At 25.5% G+C, this 15,869-nt stretch carries 16 protein-coding genes and 1 other annotated feature; of the genes, 10 read left to right on the top strand and 6 right to left on the bottom strand.

The annotated features are described in order from the left end of the window. Positions 1–2 precede the first annotated feature (2 nt). From ABDZ71_RS07815 to ABDZ71_RS07785, 7 genes are all read left to right on the top strand, one after another. Positions 3–395, top strand: coding sequence for a DUF1667 domain-containing protein (locus ABDZ71_RS07815; RefSeq protein WP_343760525.1), 393 nt, complete (start codon positions 3–5; stop codon positions 393–395). Positions 396–892: 497 nt separating this feature from the next. Continuing rightward, positions 893–1,354 (top strand): nucleoside 2-deoxyribosyltransferase, encoded by a 462-nt coding sequence (locus ABDZ71_RS07810; protein WP_343761089.1) that lies wholly within the window; start codon positions 893–895, stop codon positions 1,352–1,354. Then, the gene (locus ABDZ71_RS07805; protein WP_343760524.1) at positions 1,344–2,318 is read left to right on the top strand and encodes a thymidylate synthase; all 975 of its coding nucleotides are present in this window, start codon (positions 1,344–1,346) and stop codon (positions 2,316–2,318) included. Before ABDZ71_RS07810 ends, ABDZ71_RS07805 begins: the two co-directional genes overlap by 11 nt. Before the next feature lie 11 nt (positions 2,319–2,329). Continuing rightward, complete coding sequence (locus ABDZ71_RS07800; RefSeq protein ID WP_343760523.1) at positions 2,330–3,088, top strand: class I SAM-dependent methyltransferase; 759 nt, start codon at positions 2,330–2,332, stop codon at positions 3,086–3,088. 139 nt (positions 3,089–3,227) lie between these two features. Further along, positions 3,228–4,439 (top strand): thiamine pyridinylase, encoded by a 1,212-nt coding sequence (gene bcmE, locus ABDZ71_RS07795; RefSeq protein WP_343760522.1) that lies wholly within the window; start codon positions 3,228–3,230, stop codon positions 4,437–4,439. Between the two features lie 77 nt (positions 4,440–4,516). Beyond that, positions 4,517–5,329 (top strand): bifunctional hydroxymethylpyrimidine kinase/phosphomethylpyrimidine kinase, encoded by an 813-nt coding sequence (thiD, locus tag ABDZ71_RS07790; protein WP_343760521.1) that lies wholly within the window; start codon positions 4,517–4,519, stop codon positions 5,327–5,329. A gap of 27 nt (positions 5,330–5,356) precedes the next feature. After that, positions 5,357–6,007 (top strand): HAD family hydrolase, encoded by a 651-nt coding sequence (locus ABDZ71_RS07785; RefSeq protein ID WP_343760520.1) that lies wholly within the window; start codon positions 5,357–5,359, stop codon positions 6,005–6,007. A 125-nt stretch (positions 6,008–6,132) separates the two neighbouring features. Here the strand turns inward: ABDZ71_RS07785 and ABDZ71_RS07780 are convergent, their stop codons facing one another. The 3 genes from ABDZ71_RS07780 to ABDZ71_RS07770 form a co-directional block, all read right to left on the bottom strand. Further along, positions 6,133–6,789, bottom strand: a complete 657-nt coding sequence (locus ABDZ71_RS07780) for a TetR/AcrR family transcriptional regulator (RefSeq protein WP_343760518.1) — start codon at positions 6,787–6,789, stop codon at positions 6,133–6,135. A 98-nt stretch (positions 6,790–6,887) separates the two neighbouring features. Further along, positions 6,888–8,159, bottom strand: coding sequence for an ABC transporter permease (locus ABDZ71_RS07775; protein ID WP_343760517.1), 1,272 nt, complete (start codon positions 8,157–8,159; stop codon positions 6,888–6,890). Beyond that, positions 8,159–8,875, bottom strand: coding sequence for an ABC transporter ATP-binding protein (locus ABDZ71_RS07770; RefSeq protein ID WP_343760515.1), 717 nt, complete (start codon positions 8,873–8,875; stop codon positions 8,159–8,161). The genes ABDZ71_RS07775 and ABDZ71_RS07770 overlap by 1 nt, the downstream gene beginning before the upstream one ends. A 319-nt stretch (positions 8,876–9,194) precedes the next feature. Continuing rightward, positions 9,195–9,488, top strand: a binding site (T-box leader). Positions 9,489–9,800: 312 nt separating this feature from the next. Here ABDZ71_RS07770 and argS point away from each other — a divergent pair. Both argS and ABDZ71_RS07760 read left to right on the top strand, forming a co-directional pair. Beyond that, positions 9,801–11,492 (top strand): arginine--tRNA ligase, encoded by a 1,692-nt coding sequence (argS, locus tag ABDZ71_RS07765; RefSeq protein ID WP_343760514.1) that lies wholly within the window; start codon positions 9,801–9,803, stop codon positions 11,490–11,492. Positions 11,493–11,745: 253 nt separating this feature from the next. Next, the gene (locus ABDZ71_RS07760; protein ID WP_343760513.1) at positions 11,746–12,132 is read left to right on the top strand and encodes a CBS domain-containing protein; all 387 of its coding nucleotides are present in this window, start codon (positions 11,746–11,748) and stop codon (positions 12,130–12,132) included. 189 nt (positions 12,133–12,321) lie between these two features. Here the strand turns inward: ABDZ71_RS07760 and ABDZ71_RS07755 are convergent, their stop codons facing one another. From ABDZ71_RS07755 to ABDZ71_RS07745, 3 genes are read right to left on the bottom strand one after another with little or no spacing between them, the layout of a single operon-like run. After that, the gene (locus ABDZ71_RS07755) at positions 12,322–12,510 is read right to left on the bottom strand and encodes a FeoB-associated Cys-rich membrane protein (protein WP_343760511.1); all 189 of its coding nucleotides are present in this window, start codon (positions 12,508–12,510) and stop codon (positions 12,322–12,324) included. A gap of 15 nt (positions 12,511–12,525) precedes the next feature. Then, positions 12,526–14,289: a ferrous iron transport protein B gene (feoB, locus tag ABDZ71_RS07750; RefSeq protein WP_343760509.1), complete on the bottom strand. Its 1,764-nt coding sequence runs from the start codon at positions 14,287–14,289 to the stop codon at positions 12,526–12,528. Continuing rightward, entirely contained in the window at positions 14,264–14,521 is a 258-nt protein-coding gene (locus ABDZ71_RS07745) for a FeoA family protein (protein WP_343760508.1), read from the bottom strand. The genes feoB and ABDZ71_RS07745 overlap by 26 nt, the downstream gene beginning before the upstream one ends. A gap of 197 nt (positions 14,522–14,718) precedes the next feature. Between ABDZ71_RS07745 and ABDZ71_RS07740 the strand changes: the two genes are divergently transcribed. Beyond that, positions 14,719–15,768 (top strand): alanine racemase, encoded by a 1,050-nt coding sequence (locus ABDZ71_RS07740; RefSeq protein ID WP_343760507.1) that lies wholly within the window; start codon positions 14,719–14,721, stop codon positions 15,766–15,768. Positions 15,769–15,869: the final 101 nt, after the last annotated feature.

The raw sequence follows: 15,869 nt of genomic DNA, 5'->3' as shown, positions 1-15,869 counted from the left end.
TTATGAAAATGAGAGAATTAACATGTATAGGATGTCCACTTGGATGTAGTCTACAAGCGGAAATTGAAGATGGCAAAGTAGTAAATGTTACAGGAAATACTTGTCCTAGAGGAAAAATTTACGCAGAAAAAGAATGTACAAATCCAACTAGAATTTTAACTACTTCTATAGCAGTAGAAGGTGGATCTGATGCTGTAGTTTCTGTAAAAACAGAAAAAGATATTCCAAAAGGGAAAATTATGGATGCTCTAAAAATTTTAAAGGCTATTAAAATAAAAGCACCTTCTAAAGTAGGGGATATAGTAGTAGAAAATATATTAGATACTGGAGTAAATGTAGTAGTAACAAGAGATGTAGAAGAAAAAGAAGAAATAGTTTTAAGTAAGTGTTCTTAAAGTTATTTTATATTATAAAAAGCTAAAATTAAGCCTATAACAAACCTTATTTCTATATGTAATTTATTATTCCATAATATAGATTTTTAATGTGTATTATAGAACAATATAAACATTTATTAATAAGTATTCCCAATACAAAAAAGCAAGTGATTCTTTATAAAAGGATTGGCTTGCTTTTTTATTTTTATATTTATTAATATGGATTAAAAATATATTGTTTTATAAGGTAACCTATAATGTTTTACATTATAGATTAAGAAAATAAATTAGATTTTTAAGCAAAATAAGTGTTTTAGAAAATAGATAAATTTAGCCAAATTCCTTTAAAAATAATTGAAATTTGTATAAAATATTGGTATAATATGTATAAAAGTTAAATATTGTATATTATTGTAAGAATATACAACAATACTCAAGCATAAAGAAATATAATTTTTATAAATCAAAAAAGTCTATAACTTAAAAAACATTATTAAAGAGAGGAATATATGATTATGGACAAAAGAGTGTTTTTAGCTGCTCCTTTTAAAGGAGTTATTAAAAAGAATGGTTCTATTATGAAAGAAGAACAAAAGAAAATAATTGAGAATCTCATTTTGTTTTTAGAAGAAAGAGGTTGGAAAGTTGATAACGCCCATAAGAGAGAAAAATGGGGCGCTAATTTTATGTCGCCAAATCAGTGTACAAAATTGGATTACGATGCAATAAAAGTATGTGATTTATTTATAGGGTTTCCAGGATTACCAGCTTCTCCAGGAACTCATATTGAAATTGGATGGGCTTCAGCAATGGGGAAAAAAATAATTTTGCTTTTAGCTGAAAAGAAAGAAAATTATGCTTATTTAATTAGGGGGTTACATACTGTAGGAAACGTAGATTATATAATCTATAAAAATGAAAAGGAATACCTCCAGAAACTAGATTTATATTTGAAAGGGGATAATAATGAAGTTTAAAAATTTCCACGAAGCTTATTTGAAAAATCTGAATGATGTGTATTATGCCCCTGAGTTTATAAATCAGCCAAGAGGAAATGTAAGCAAAGAAAGACTGAATTATTCTATGATATTAGAGAATCCAAGACAAAGAATTTGTTATACAAAGTTAAGAAAAACTAATATAATTTTCAACTTTGCAGAGGCTTTATGGTATTTGTCAGGATCCAATGATTTAGAGTATATTTCTTATTATGCAAGCAATATGAAAAAATATTCTATGGATGGTAAAAGTCTTACAGGAACTGCATATGGTCCAAAGATATTTTCTTATGGTCATAATAAAATCAACCAATGGGACAGGTTAATAAAATTATTTAAAGAAGATCCAGATACAAAAAGAGGTTTTATTGAAATTTTTGATGCAAATGAAGATTTATCATTAAAAAATATAGATGTTTCTTGTACTATAGGACTACAATTTTTTATTCGAGAAAAAAAGTTATATACTACAGCTTTTATGAGAGCAAATGATGCTTTTAGAGGAATTATAAGTGACGTTTTTTCATTTACATTTATTCAAGAATTCTTAGCTAATCAATTAAATCTTGATTTAGGAGAATATAGTCATAATGTAGCAACTACACATGTATATGAGCCTGATTTTAAGAATACTGAGAAAGTATTATTTGAAAATACAATTGATAGAAAAGAGTTTTATTTTCCTAAAATGCCTAGGAAAGATAATTTTAATGATTTAAAAATAGTTCTTCAATATGAAAAAGAATTAAGAGAAAATACAATTTATTTAGTCAAGGAAGATATTGATAAATTAGATATAGACGTGTATTGGAAACAAGTATTATATTTATTTTCACTTTACCAACAAATACATTGTAAAGATAGATTAGATAAGGAAATATATAATAGTTTAGAACCAATTTATCAATATTTATTTTATAACAAATGGAATAAGCATTTTTAGGAGGAGATATTTTGGGTACGTGTTGGAAAAATACCGATGTTTCTAGAAAATTTAATTTATATAATGATATGTTAGAAGAAGTTTTAGGATTTAATTATATTTTTAATGAATTAAAATCTAATAAATCTTTCATGAAAATTTTGGATTTTGGATGTGGGCCAGGGAAAGTATCAGAGAGGATGGCAAAGATAAAACCAGAATCACAAATTATTGCGGTAGATCAATCAGAAAATATGCTTAAAATTGCTATGAAAGAACATAATAGAGAAAATATAAATTATAGGTTAGTTGAAGAAGATAAATTAAAATCATTAGAGGATAATTCTATAGATTGTGTAGTTCTTTGCTTTGTTATAATCAATAATTCAAGTAAAGATAGAATTAAAATGATTTTTGAGGAAATATATAGAGTGCTAAAAAAAGATGGGAAATTGTTTATTCTTGATTCTAATCCAAATGCTGCTGGAACAGAATTTTCTACTTTTAGGAACGGAGAAATTGGACAAACTTATTCTTTAGGTGATAATAAGAAACAATATCTAAAAATACCTAACAATGAGATGCTTGTTCTTGAAGATTATTATTGGTCAAGAGATTTTTATATTAATAATATTGAAAAGGTAGGATTTAAGAATTATAAAGTCATAGAACAGACTGTAGACAAAATAAAAAAATACGATTTATATGATATTGAAAGATTATATGATGTTAAAGAGTGGGGAAATGAAAAAAGTGTAGCACCATTTATTATCTTTGATGTAGAAAAATAGTTATTTATTCAAATATGTTTTGTTACAACAAATTGAAAAATATCCATTTTAAAAATAAATATGTGTTTTTTTAAGTAAGTATTTGTTTTTATGAATTTAATGAAAAATGTATGATATAGTTAATAAAGGGGGAAAATTGATGAATTTAAAAACAACTTTTAAAAAAAGTTTATCTATTTTATTTGCTTTTCTTATAATTTTCACATTGTTTTCAGGACTAAATGTAAAAGCATTTGAACCTAATAAATCATATGAGACTCTTAATGTTGCCTTATATGGATATGTTCCTGATTCTATACGTTTTAAAAAGGCAGTTCAAAATGAGTGGAATAAGAAAGAACCTAATATAAAACTTAACTTTGTAGATTGGGATTGTTACAGTGAAGATCCACCAAAAGATTTAGATGTATTTGTTTTTGATGCAATTTATTTATCACGTTTTATAAAACAAGGATATTTATCTGAAATTTCAAAAGAAGATATAAAAAATAAAAATGATATTATTCCTTTCGCAATGAAAGGTTGTACTGAAAAAGGTTCAGCTTACGCAATACCTCAAATTATTTGTACTAATCTTTTATATAGTAGAAAAGGAGATATGGATATAGAAAAAGTAAATTCTGTATTTGATTTGTATGATAAATTAGGCAAAAATAAATCTGAAGATATTATTCCAGATGATAATAAAGGATTATTATTTGATATGTCTGGAGGCACTAGTAAAGTTTGTATGTATTTAGATTCATTAATTGATACAACACAAGAGTATACAAAATTCTCCTCATTACCTAACGTAAATGAAATAGATGCTGATTCTACTAGAAGTTTAAGCTTATTACAATCAATGGCAGGAAAAGAACAAGCAAACTATTGGCCAGAAAATAATGATGCTTATATTAGAGCTAAATGGTTTATGAATGGGAAAGGAAGAGCTTATATTGGATATACTGAAGCTATGTCTAATATGAAAGAGTTTGTAAATGATATTAACTTTAAAACAATTTCACTTTCAAGAAATTCTGATATTCCTATTTTTTACGGGGATGTGGTTGGAATAAATTCTTCTATAACAAATTTATATAAAAAAGAAAAAGCAATTGAACTTGCTAATATTGTTGCAGATGAAAAAACTATGGTAAATGCAGTTTCTCCAGATGAAAATAATAAGTATCCTCAATATTTATTACCTGCTAGAAAAAGTGTGTATCATGATTTAGAAAGCAAGTATCCTGTTTATGGAAATTTATATAAAATAGCTAATAAATCTAATAATAAATTGTTTAGAGTTGGACCTGATATACGTGAATGGTTAAAAGAAGCTAAAAAGGTTATTCCAACATATTTAGAATAATTAATTACGATATTTAAATTAAAGGGTGCTTTTATTATGGAAAGCACCCTTTCTATAGAAAGGAATGAGGGGATTTTATGAAAAAAGTACTTAGTATTGCAGGATCAGATTGTAGTGGTGGAGCAGGAATACAGGCAGATTTAAAAACTTTTTCTGCACATGGAGTTTTTGGAATGAGCGTTATTGTATCTGTAGTTGCAGAAAATACTAGTAGGGTAATTGATATTCAAGATGTTAACCCAGATATGATAAAAAAACAAATAGATTCAATTTATGAAGATATAGGTACAGATGCAGTAAAAATAGGAATGTTATCTACTCCTGAATGTATGAAGGCAGTATCTTTAAAATTACAAGAATACAAGCCTAAAAATGTTGTAATAGATCCAGTTATGTATGCAAAAAATGGATGCCCTTTAATGGATCCTAATTCTGTAGCTTCTTTAATTGAATTGATTATTCCAAATGCAGATATATTAACTCCAAATGTACCAGAAGCAGAGAGAATTTCAGGACTTAAAATAAAAACTATATATGATATGGAAAAAGCTGCAGATATTATTAAAAATATGGGCTGTAAAAGTGTTTTGATAAAAGGGGGAGAACATATTACCGATGCTGTAGATGTATTATATGATGGAAATAAATTTTATCATTATAGAACTCGTAAAATTAAGACGAAAAATACTCATGGAACAGGGTGTACTTTGTCTTCTGCAATTGCTTCTAATTTGGCTTTAGGTTTTAGAATAGATGAAGCAGTAAAAAGATCAAAGGATTATATAACTATGGCAATTGAACATTCATTAGAAATTGGAAAAGGTAATGGACCAACTAATCACTTCTATGAACTTTATTTGAATGGATTAAAAGAAGTAGATTTTAAATAGAAATTTTAGGGGAGATGCATAAGTGTAATGGATTTTAAAGCTGGTATTTTCGATTTGGATGGTACGGTTTTAGATTCAATGGATGTTTGGAAAGAAATATCTGTTGAATTTCTTGGGAAAAGAGGATTAAGTCTTACAAAAGATTATATTACGGAAATAAGTGCAAGAAGTTTTAAAGAAGCAGCAGAATATACAATAAATTTATTTGATTTGAAAGAAAAACCAGAAGATATTGTTAACGAGTGGAATAAGATGGCTATATATAAATATGGTAATGAAGTTAAATTAAAACCTTTTGTTAAAGATTATTTACAAAAATTATCAGATTTAGATATTAAACTTAGTGTAGTGACAGGTTTGGGATATGAATTATTTGTTCCAGCATTAAAGCATAATAAAATTTTTGACTTGTTTGATGAAGTTTCTTCTGTAGATGATATAGGAAAAGGAAAACAATTTCCAGATATATTTTTACATATGGCAAGAAAGTTAGAATTAAAGCCAGAAGAATGTATAGTTTTTGAGGATGTTATGCAGCCAATACAATCAGCTAAAAAGGCAGGAATGAAGACATGTGGAGTTTATGATAAATATTCTAATGGGGATAAGAAAATGATAGAGGATATAGTGAATGTATACATTAATGATTTTAGTGAGGCACCTTATCCAAGTAATTAAGTATTTAATAGTTATTATTTTACTATAATAAAATTAAATATAATAAAAATAGATGCAAGTATTTAATTTAAATACTTCCATCTATTTGTTTAAAGTAGTCTTAATTTAACTGATATTTAGTTGAATTAAGAATTAAATGATAACCCTTTAACTAAAAATTTTGTTATATAGTATATTTCTTCTTCGTCATCCCAATTGTTATCTGGAAATAATGTATATTTGTAAAGACCATAGGATATTAAATTAGTAACCATGAATCTTATAATTACAGAATTTGGCCAATCAACTATTAATTTTTTATTTTTAAAAGTATTTAAAACATTATTTAAAGATTTTATAACATCCTTTGGGATAAGTGATATAAATTTTTCTCTAGTTTCTTTTTTGTAGAGTATACTGTCTATAAATATTTTTATCATCTTATTATTTTCATTTATAAAATCTAATCTATTTCTAACTAATGATTCAATAAATCCATCAAAATCTACATGATCTGATTTTAGAGCTTTTTCTTGAAATTCAGTTGCAATTTGTGAAAATATATCATCAGATAAAAGAGGAAGAATTGTTGCTATTAAAAGGTTATCCTTATTTTTAAAATGTTTAAATATTGTACCTTCTGCAACCTTAGCACGTTTAGCTATCTCACTTGTAGAAGTATTAGCAAAGCCTTTTTGGGAGAACAAATCTACACTAGCTTCTAAAATATTTATTTGTTTTTCTGTCATCTTTTTATTATTTAATATCTTATTTTTTAATAAAGTTATAATTGAGTTTTCCATTTCTTCTCTCCTATACCTATAAGTTATATTTTAAAGTTTTAGTCTAATTTATAAGATAATATTATATTATATTCTAAGTTGTTTTAAGTATATAAATATTATACTTTACGATATTTTTTTAATCCTAAGATATTTAACCCTGTAAATATGATAGCAAAAACTAGAAGTATAGACAAATCAAATTGTATACTAGAAAAGTTTTCACCTTTTATTATTACTTTTTTTAAAGCATCGCCAATATAGTATAGAGGAATTACATTGCAAAGTTTTTGAAGCCAAGGGGCCATGTTATCTATTGAAATTATACCTGAGAAAAATATTTGTGGTATTACAACAGCAGGGATAAATTGCATCATTTGAAATTCTGAATTTGCAAAGGTAGAAAGCAATATTCCAAAGGATAAAGCTACAAAGGCTGTTAAAATGTTAGTAAGTAAAACAAGGCCTAAGCTACCTACTATATGAAGTTTTAGTACATATATTGAAAAGAAAACAATAATAAAAGTTTGAATAATTGCAAATAATCCATATCCAAGTAAATAACCAAAAACTATTTCCTTTCTTTTTATAGGGGAAGCTAGTAACTTATCTAATGTTCCAGAAGTTCTTTCCTTTAGTAGAGATATTCCTGAAATTAAAAATACAAAGAAAAATACGAAAAATCCAATTAAAACTGGTGTAATCATATCAAATAAAGTAGTATCTTCACTTCCGTATATATAATGAGTTTCTATAGTAGGAGAAGTGGAAGAGTTTTCTTTATCTTTAATATCAGGAGAAGTAGATGAATTTTTTTTATTCATGTTTTTAATTTGAGTTGATAAATTTTGCTCTCTCGGATTATTAGAAGAATTTTGTGCAAAATTGTTATTATTTTTAGCTTGAGTTAATTGTTTAGTCATATGGGATATAGTTTTTTGCTGATTCTTTATAGCTTCTCCTTGTTTTTTTATAACTTCTGTTTGTTTTTTTACTGCTGAAGTTAAATTTTCAGTTTTAAAACTAGTCATTACATTTTTAAAGAGTAAATTCATTTTCATTGTTTTACTAGTATTACTATTTTCATGAGTTATATCTAATTTATCATTAGAATTACTTATAAAAGCATCTAAATCATCTTTTTTTATTTTATCTTTTATATTAGTATTATTGCTATATTTTTTAACATTAACATCATTATCTTTGAATTCAGTAACTATGTTTTTATCTATATTATAAACACCAACTTTTAAATTGCTATTATCTTCACTTTGAAATAAAAAATTCATTAATGTAAGAAGAATTAATGGTGCAACCATCATAAGTGCTAGTGTTCTTTTATCATTTAGAATTTGTATGAAAATTCTTTTTACTAAGGCAAGTATTCTCATTATTTTTCACTCCCAGCTTTTAAAAAGATTTCTTCGATAGTTTCAGAATTAAATTTTTCTTTTAATTCTTTAGGTTTACCTTGTGCAGTTATTTTTCCATCTCTTAGAAGAGCTAATTTGTCGCATTTTTCAGCTTCATCCATAACATGTGTTGTTACAATTATTGTTTTGCCGGAGTTTTTTAGATTGTAAAGTTCTTTCCATATATTTATTCTAAGCATTGGGTCAATTCCAACAGTAGGTTCATCTAGTATTAATAAATCAGGATCTTGTATTAATGATATAGCTAAAGAAAGTCTTCTTTTCATACCGCCTGAAAAATCTCTGGTTTTCTTTTTTAAATCCTTAGATAAATCTACTAAATTTGCTGCGTATTCAATTCGTTTATTTATAGAATTTTTTGAAACTGAAAAAAGATTACAGAAAAACTTAAGGTTATCTCTTGCAGATAGATCTTCATATAATCCATCGGATTGTCCCATGTATCCTATCTTTTGTAATATTTGTCTGTTTGGTATTTTAGTATCTAGAACTAAAATTTCACCAGAATCAATCTTTTCCATGCCCATAATACTCTTTACTAAGGTTGTTTTTCCAGCGCCAGAAGGACCTATAAGACATAGAATTTCTCCTTTATCCACATTTAAGGAAATGTTATTTAGTACTGAGTGTTTTCCAAAAGATTTTGATACATTTTTTACTGAAATAATTGACATATAATTCACCTCTTTTAAAATAAAAAAGTGAGTAATCACTCACTAAAAAGATTATAATAAATTATTTCCCTTTTGTAAATGGATATTAAAGGAATTATATGAAAATAAATAGAGTTTTATATATGACAAATTTTTTAAAATAATATAGATATTTAAATTTATATAAGTTATAATATTTAAAAGTATTGACAAGAATTATATATATAATATAATTAAGTGAAGGAATTCAACAATTTACTTATAGTGAATATATGAAAATAAAATGTATAATATATTTTTTTAGATATAATATATTGATAAGATAACTAAAAAATTTAATATATATTCTGTGATAAGGAAAAGTACTTTTAAATTAATCTTTAAGAGAGCAGGAGTTGGTGTAAACCTGTAGTTTTAAATTAAAAGGAAAAGAGCCTTTGAGAAGCTTATGAAAAAGGTTTATTATTTGTTAAGAAAGTAATATAGGATTTCTTAATAAAGTAAAATATATATAATGATAATTTATTTTATTTAAATAGATCATAAGTAAGCCGCCTTTAGCGTTAAAGATTTAAGTGGACTTATACTTATATAAGTCAACTAGAGTGGTACCGCGAGTTAACTCGTCTCTTTTATAGGAGACGGGTTTTTATTATTATAAAGTAATTTAATTTTAAAAATAATATTTGAAATAACAATTTAAAGATATGAATTATGAAATAATTGATAGAAATTATAAGGTTTTGAGAAAAAATTGTATTTAGAATAATAGAAGTATAATTAAAATTTACTAGATATAAAATAAAAAAGTTTAGTTTATATTTTTATATCAAAATTATTATAGCTATGATGTAATTTGTGAAATTCTAAAAGAATTTCAACAATAATTATTATTTGTTAATTGATAATTGTTATTTATAATTTAATACATATTGGAGGTATTTTAATGGATTATAAAAAGTTAGTAGCAGAAAGAATAAAAGAAAATGTGGATTTAGATATAAGTTTCATAGAAAAACTTATAGAGATACCACCTAAGCCAGAAATGGGAGATTTCGCTTTCCCTTGTTTTCAATTGGCTAAAACTTTTAGAAAAGCACCAAATCTTATAGCAGAAGAATTAAAAGAAAAAATGAATAAAGAAGGATTTGAAAAAGTAGAAACAAAAGGTCCTTATTTAAACTTCTTTTTAGATAAAGAAGATTTAATTAAAACAACTATAGAGCAAATTCTAGAAGAAAAAGAAGCTTACGGTTCTTCAGATATGTTTAAAGGAAAAACAGCAGTATTAGATTATTCAGCTCCTAATATTGCAAAACCATTCCATGTAGGACATTTATTTAGTACATCTATAGGAAATGCTTTATACAAAATTTTATCTTTTCAAGGATATAAATGTGTAGGTGTAAATCACTTAGGTGATTGGGGAACTCAATTTGGTAAACTTATATCAGCTTATAGAAGATGGGTAGATGAAGAAGCTCTTGAAAAAGAACCAATAAAAGAACTTTTAAGAATATATGTAAAATTCCATGAAGAAGCAGAAAAAGATCCATCATTAGAAGAAGAAGCTAGAGCAAACTTTAAAAAATTAGAAGATGGATCAAAAGAAGAAACTGAGCTTTGGACTAGATTTAAAGATTTAAGTTTAAAAGAGTTTAATAAAGTTTATGATGAATTAGGAGTAAACTTTGATTCTTTTGCAGGAGAAAGTTTCTATAATGATAAAATGGATGCAGTAGTAGATGAAATAGATAAAAAAGGTCTTCTTACAGATAGTAATGGTGCAAAGGTTGTTATGCTTGAAGATTATAACATACCACCTTGCATAATTAAAAAATCTGATGGAGCTACAATATATGCAACTCGTGATTTAGCAGCAGCTATGTACAGAAAGAAAACTTATGATTTTGATAAATGTATATATGTTGTAGGAACACCACAAGCACTACATTTTAAACAAGTATTTACAACTTTAAAGCTTATGGGACATGATTGGGCAGATAACTGTAAACATGTAGGATTTGGTCTTGTTAAATTTGCTAATAAAAAATTATCTACTAGAAAAGGTGAAGTTATTTTCTTAGAGGATCTATTAAATCAATCAGTAGAAGAAACACTTAAAATTATAAATGAAAAAAATGAAAAACTAGAAAATAAAGAAGAAGTAGCTAAAAAAGTAGGTATAGGAGCAGTAATATTTACTTATCTAAAGAACAACAGAGAAAGAGATATAGTATTTGATTGGAATGAAATGCTTTCATTTGACGGAGAGACAGGTCCTTACGTTCAATATAGTTATGCAAGAGGTAAAAGTATATTAAGAAAAGCAGGAGAGGTTACAGGGGCTATAGATTACAGTAAATTAAATTCAAAAGAAGAATTTGAATTAGCAAAATTGTTAAAAGGATTTAAAGAAGCCATATTAGCTTCAATAGATAAACTAGAACCTTCAATAGTTACAAGATATGTTATAGAAGTAGCTAAAGCATTTAATAAATTCTATAATGCTCATAATATAATGAATTTATCTGATGAAGAAATGAAAAATGGTAGATTAAAACTTGTAGAAGCAACTTGTAATGTTATAAAAAATGCATTAGGTTTACTTGGAATAGATGTAGTTGAAAAAATGTAATATAAACACTTTACCTAAATAATTATAAAATTTTTATATATTAAGATTATAAGCATAGATAATAAAAAATATTTTTATTATCTATGCTTAATTTTTTATAGTATATTATTATTATTTAAATAAAGGCTATTAGTACTGAGTTTAAATTTTATGAATATTTATAAAATTACATAGGAAAATTGGAAAAATTTGATATAATGAAGTTGTAGTAATAAAGATAGTTAACATATATTATACTTTAGGGGGAGATATTATGATTTCAGGTATAATGAAGAAAAATGTAATTACTATAGGAAGAAACAATTCTGTAAAAGAAGCTTTAGTTTTAATGAATGAAAATAATATAAACGGTACTCCGGTAGTAGATTCAGATAATAAGGTAATAGGAATGATTGTAAAAGCAGATATATATAGATTTTTAACAAATGAAGGGCACTATGATACATGTCCTGTAGATTGGGTTATGACTAAAAAATTAGTAACTGCAACAGCAGATGAAGATATATCAGTAGTTGCAAAGAGGATAGTTGATAAAGATATAATATCCTTACCAATAGTAGATAAAAATAACAATTTAGAAGGAATAGTTACTATAAAAGATGTTTTAGAGTATATGATAGATAAGATAAATAATAATTAGCAAATAAGAGATAACAGATAAGAAATAATAGATAACAGATAACAAATAATGAACAACAAATAACAAATAATAAATAGGAAATAAGGAATAATAGGATTAAAACTAAAATAACAAGTAAAAATTAGTAAATTTAAAAAATAATAGAGATAGAAATATCTAAAGTAAAAAATTGAGTTACTGATTAGTAACTCAATTTTTTTTATTTTTATCTCTATTATTTTGAGAAGTGGTATCTTTATTATTTTCATTATAACGAGCACATTTTGATGTGCAACTAGAACAATCACATTTACCAGAGGCTTTTTTCTTTAAATTTTTTATAAATATAAAGAATGCCAAGGCTACTATACCTATAGTAGCTATAATTTCAATTACCATAAAATCACCTGCCTATTAAATTACTAAAGCACCTACGTTATATACTAAAAATGAAACAACCCAAGCTAATATTAATTGGTAAGTAACAGAAAATGCAGTCATTTTATTTCCATATTCTTTTTTCATAGTTGCAATAACAGATATACATGGTGTATATAATAATACGAATATTAAAAATGCATAGGCAGATAAAGAGGTGAAATAGCCTGGTAAAGCTAATCTTAAATTCCCACCATATACAACGCCCATTGTTCCAACTATAACTTCTTTAGCCATAAGACCTGTTAAAAGAGATACAGAAGTTTGCCAACCACTAAATCCTAAAGGTTTAAATATAGGACTAATAGTTTTTCCTATAGATGCTAAAAAACTATCTTCCATATTAACCATACCAGTGAAATTGAAATTAGAAAGTAGCCAAACAATAACTGATACAGAGAATATTATGGTTCCTGCTTTTTTTAAGAAACCTTTACCTTTGTCCCAAGTGTGTAATAAAAGATTTTTGATTTCTGGTAATTTATATTCAGGTAGTTCTATTATAAATGGTTCTTCATCTTTTTTAAATATAGTATTTTTAAATATTAAACCTATAGTGAAGGCTAATATTATACCAACTAAATAAAGTGAATATACAATTAAAGTTTCATTTCCAGAGAAAAATACAGAAGCAAATAATGCATACACTGGAAGTCTTGCATTACAAGACATTAAAGGTACAAGTAGTGCAGTAAGTTTTCTATCGCTTTCACTTTCAAGTGTTCTAGCAGACATAATTCCAGGTACAGAACATCCAAAGCCTACTATTAATGGTATAAAAGCTTTGCCAGATAGACCCATTTTCCTCATTATCTTGTCCATAATGAAGGCAGCTCTAGCCATATACCCACTATCTTCTAAGAAAGATATACCTAAAAATAAGGAAAGTATTACAGGTAAGAAAACTATAACAGATCCAACACCGCCTACTATACCATCAATTATTAATGATCTAAACCAAGGGCTTGTGTTAGATAATAATTGTTTTAAATTAGGTATAAAGCTATTATCTATAAAATTGCTAGTTAAATCTGCTAAGGGGGTACCTACCCATTTAAAAGTAAATTGAAATATTAAAAACAATATAAATAGAAATAATGGGTAAGCTAAAATAGGATTAAGAATTAACTTGTCTATTTTATCACTTATAGATTCTTTTGAATGATTTTTTCTTTTTATACATTGTTTCAAAACTTTTGATATATAGTTATAAGTTTCTTTTTCATTATTAAAATTAGAATAGTTTTTATCTACATAATTTACGTATTTTTTATTTAAAATAGCTTCTTTAATTTTATCTATACCTATAGATTTAGAAGCTACAATAGGTATAACTAAAACATTTAATTCTCTTGATAAAGCCGTATAATCTATTTCTATGCCTTTTTTTTCAGCAACATCAATCATATTAAGTACAAGTATTATAGGTTTATCAAATTGTTTAAGTTGAGTAGTTAAGTATAGATTTCTATCTATATTTGAAGCGTCAACTATATTTATTATTACATCTACATGTTCATTTTCCAGGTAGCTTTTAGAAACCTTTTCTTCATTTGAAAAAGTATCCATAGCATATATCCCAGGTAGGTCAATCATTTTAACATTTTTTTCTATAAAACCTTCTTTTTTTTCTACAGTTACTCCAGCCCAGTTACCTACATACTGATTAGATCCTGTAAGATTATTAAAAAGAGAAGTTTTACCTACATTGGGATTACCAACTAAGGCTACAGTTATCATTTACTTCCTCCATCTTACTTACAAATATATTTTTTGCATCTTTTTTTCTAATTGCTAGATTAAATCCTCTTAAATTGATTATAACAGGATCACCTAAAGGTGCTCTATTTTTAAGAAAAATTTCAGTGCCTTCGATGCAACCTAAAGCTAAAAGTCTTTTAGCTAATTTTTTATTTCCGCTTATATTAGATATTACTCCTTTTTCTCCAGGATTAAGTTCACATATGCTCATAATATTCACTCCCTATTGAAAACCGTTATCAATTGTTTACATAATTATAATATCATTATTAATAATTAAAGTCAATTATATATTGAAATTTTAAATTTTACATTTCTCACACATTTCTTACTTGATTTTATTATAAAAAGATATTACTTTATAAGATATAGTATTTAATTAATATTTATACAAAGGGAGAAATATATATGGATAAATTTTGGTGTGAGGTTGATTTACAAAAGCTTTTGGAAAATATAGCTATTTTAAATAATATTAATGATAAAAAAACTATTGCTGTTGTTAAAGGAAATGCTTATGGTTTAGGGATAGAGGAGATTACAAATTTTCTTCAAGATAAAGTAGATATGTTTGCAGTATATTCTATAAAGGAAGCAGATAAAATAAAAGTCTATAAGGATATATTAATTTTATCACCAGATATAGAATATGATAGATTAAAAGATTTAAAGAAAAATTATATTTTATCTATTGGAAATTTAGAGGTTTTAGAAAAATTCCATAAGGATTCTAATTATAGATGCCATATATATGTAGATACAGGGATGAATAGATTAGGAATTAAACCAGAAGATGTTAAATATTATGTTAACTATATAAAAGAAAATTGTTTAAACGTTAAATTAGAAGGAATTTATACTCACCTGCACAATTCAAGTAAAATTAACTATACTAAAAGACAAATTATAAATTTTAAAAATTCTATAGAATCTGTTAAAAGTCAATTCGAGTATATACATTGTTTAAGTTCTAATTCTATAATTAATAAAGAATATAGAGAAATTGCTAAATTTACTAATACAGTTAGAGTAGGAAATATATTATATGGGTATAGTGGAATGAGCTTTGGATTTAAGCCAATATATAGTATGTATTGTAAAATTATGTACGATTACTATGTTGATAGAGGAGAATCTATTGGATACGGTAATTTATATAGAACAAAGAGAAAGACTAAAGTAGGAGTTGTTAATATAGGGACAATAGATAACATTGGAGTAATAAGACAAAGACGTCAAAATTTTGTTATTCATATATTAAAAACAGCATATAAGTATTTCTTTAAATCCTCATATATTTATTATAATAATAAAAAGTTGGATATTATAGGGAATCCTTCCATGAATTATACATTAGTAGATATTACTGGTATAGACTATAAAAAATCTCATAAATTGAAAGTTAATATATGTCCTACAATTTGTGATACTTCATTGAGAAAAAAATATATAAGTTAGTTTTTAAAAGATAGTGGTATACTCACCAGATGTTTGTTTAAAGTCCACTAATAATAGGATATTTTATATTTTAAAATGAAGAAAAGATACTTAAGATAAGC

This window comes from Clostridium oceanicum, from assembly GCF_039521385.1.
In the GTDB taxonomy this organism is placed as follows: Bacteria; Bacillota; Clostridia; order Clostridiales; family Clostridiaceae; genus Clostridium_F; species Clostridium_F oceanicum.
This window is presented reverse-complemented; position numbering and strand designations above follow the sequence as displayed.

What these genes read in the sequence shown, in the direction of transcription:
- ABDZ71_RS07815 (WP_343760525.1), top strand. Translation starts at nt 3, where the DNA reads ATGAAAATGAGAGAATTAACATGTATAGGATGTCCACTTGGATGTAGT.
- ABDZ71_RS07810 (WP_343761089.1), top strand. Translation starts at nt 893, where the DNA reads ATGGACAAAAGAGTGTTTTTAGCTGCTCCTTTTAAAGGAGTTATTAAA.
- ABDZ71_RS07805 (WP_343760524.1), top strand. Translation starts at nt 1,344, where the DNA reads ATGAAGTTTAAAAATTTCCACGAAGCTTATTTGAAAAATCTGAATGAT.
- bcmE (WP_343760522.1), top strand. Translation starts at nt 3,228, where the DNA reads ATGAATTTAAAAACAACTTTTAAAAAAAGTTTATCTATTTTATTTGCT.
- thiD (WP_343760521.1), top strand. Translation starts at nt 4,517, where the DNA reads ATGAAAAAAGTACTTAGTATTGCAGGATCAGATTGTAGTGGTGGAGCA.
- ABDZ71_RS07785 (WP_343760520.1), top strand. Translation starts at nt 5,357, where the DNA reads ATGGATTTTAAAGCTGGTATTTTCGATTTGGATGGTACGGTTTTAGAT.
- ABDZ71_RS07780 (WP_343760518.1), bottom strand. Translation starts at nt 6,789, where the DNA reads ATGGAAAACTCAATTATAACTTTATTAAAAAATAAGATATTAAATAAT.
- ABDZ71_RS07775 (WP_343760517.1), bottom strand. Translation starts at nt 8,159, where the DNA reads ATGAGAATACTTGCCTTAGTAAAAAGAATTTTCATACAAATTCTAAAT.
- ABDZ71_RS07770 (WP_343760515.1), bottom strand. Translation starts at nt 8,875, where the DNA reads ATGTCAATTATTTCAGTAAAAAATGTATCAAAATCTTTTGGAAAACAC.
- argS (WP_343760514.1), top strand. Translation starts at nt 9,801, where the DNA reads ATGGATTATAAAAAGTTAGTAGCAGAAAGAATAAAAGAAAATGTGGAT.
- ABDZ71_RS07760 (WP_343760513.1), top strand. Translation starts at nt 11,746, where the DNA reads ATGATTTCAGGTATAATGAAGAAAAATGTAATTACTATAGGAAGAAAC.
- ABDZ71_RS07755 (WP_343760511.1), bottom strand. Translation starts at nt 12,510, where the DNA reads ATGGTAATTGAAATTATAGCTACTATAGGTATAGTAGCCTTGGCATTC.
- feoB (WP_343760509.1), bottom strand. Translation starts at nt 14,289, where the DNA reads ATGATAACTGTAGCCTTAGTTGGTAATCCCAATGTAGGTAAAACTTCT.
- ABDZ71_RS07745 (WP_343760508.1), bottom strand. Translation starts at nt 14,521, where the DNA reads ATGAGCATATGTGAACTTAATCCTGGAGAAAAAGGAGTAATATCTAAT.
- ABDZ71_RS07740 (WP_343760507.1), top strand. Translation starts at nt 14,719, where the DNA reads ATGGATAAATTTTGGTGTGAGGTTGATTTACAAAAGCTTTTGGAAAAT.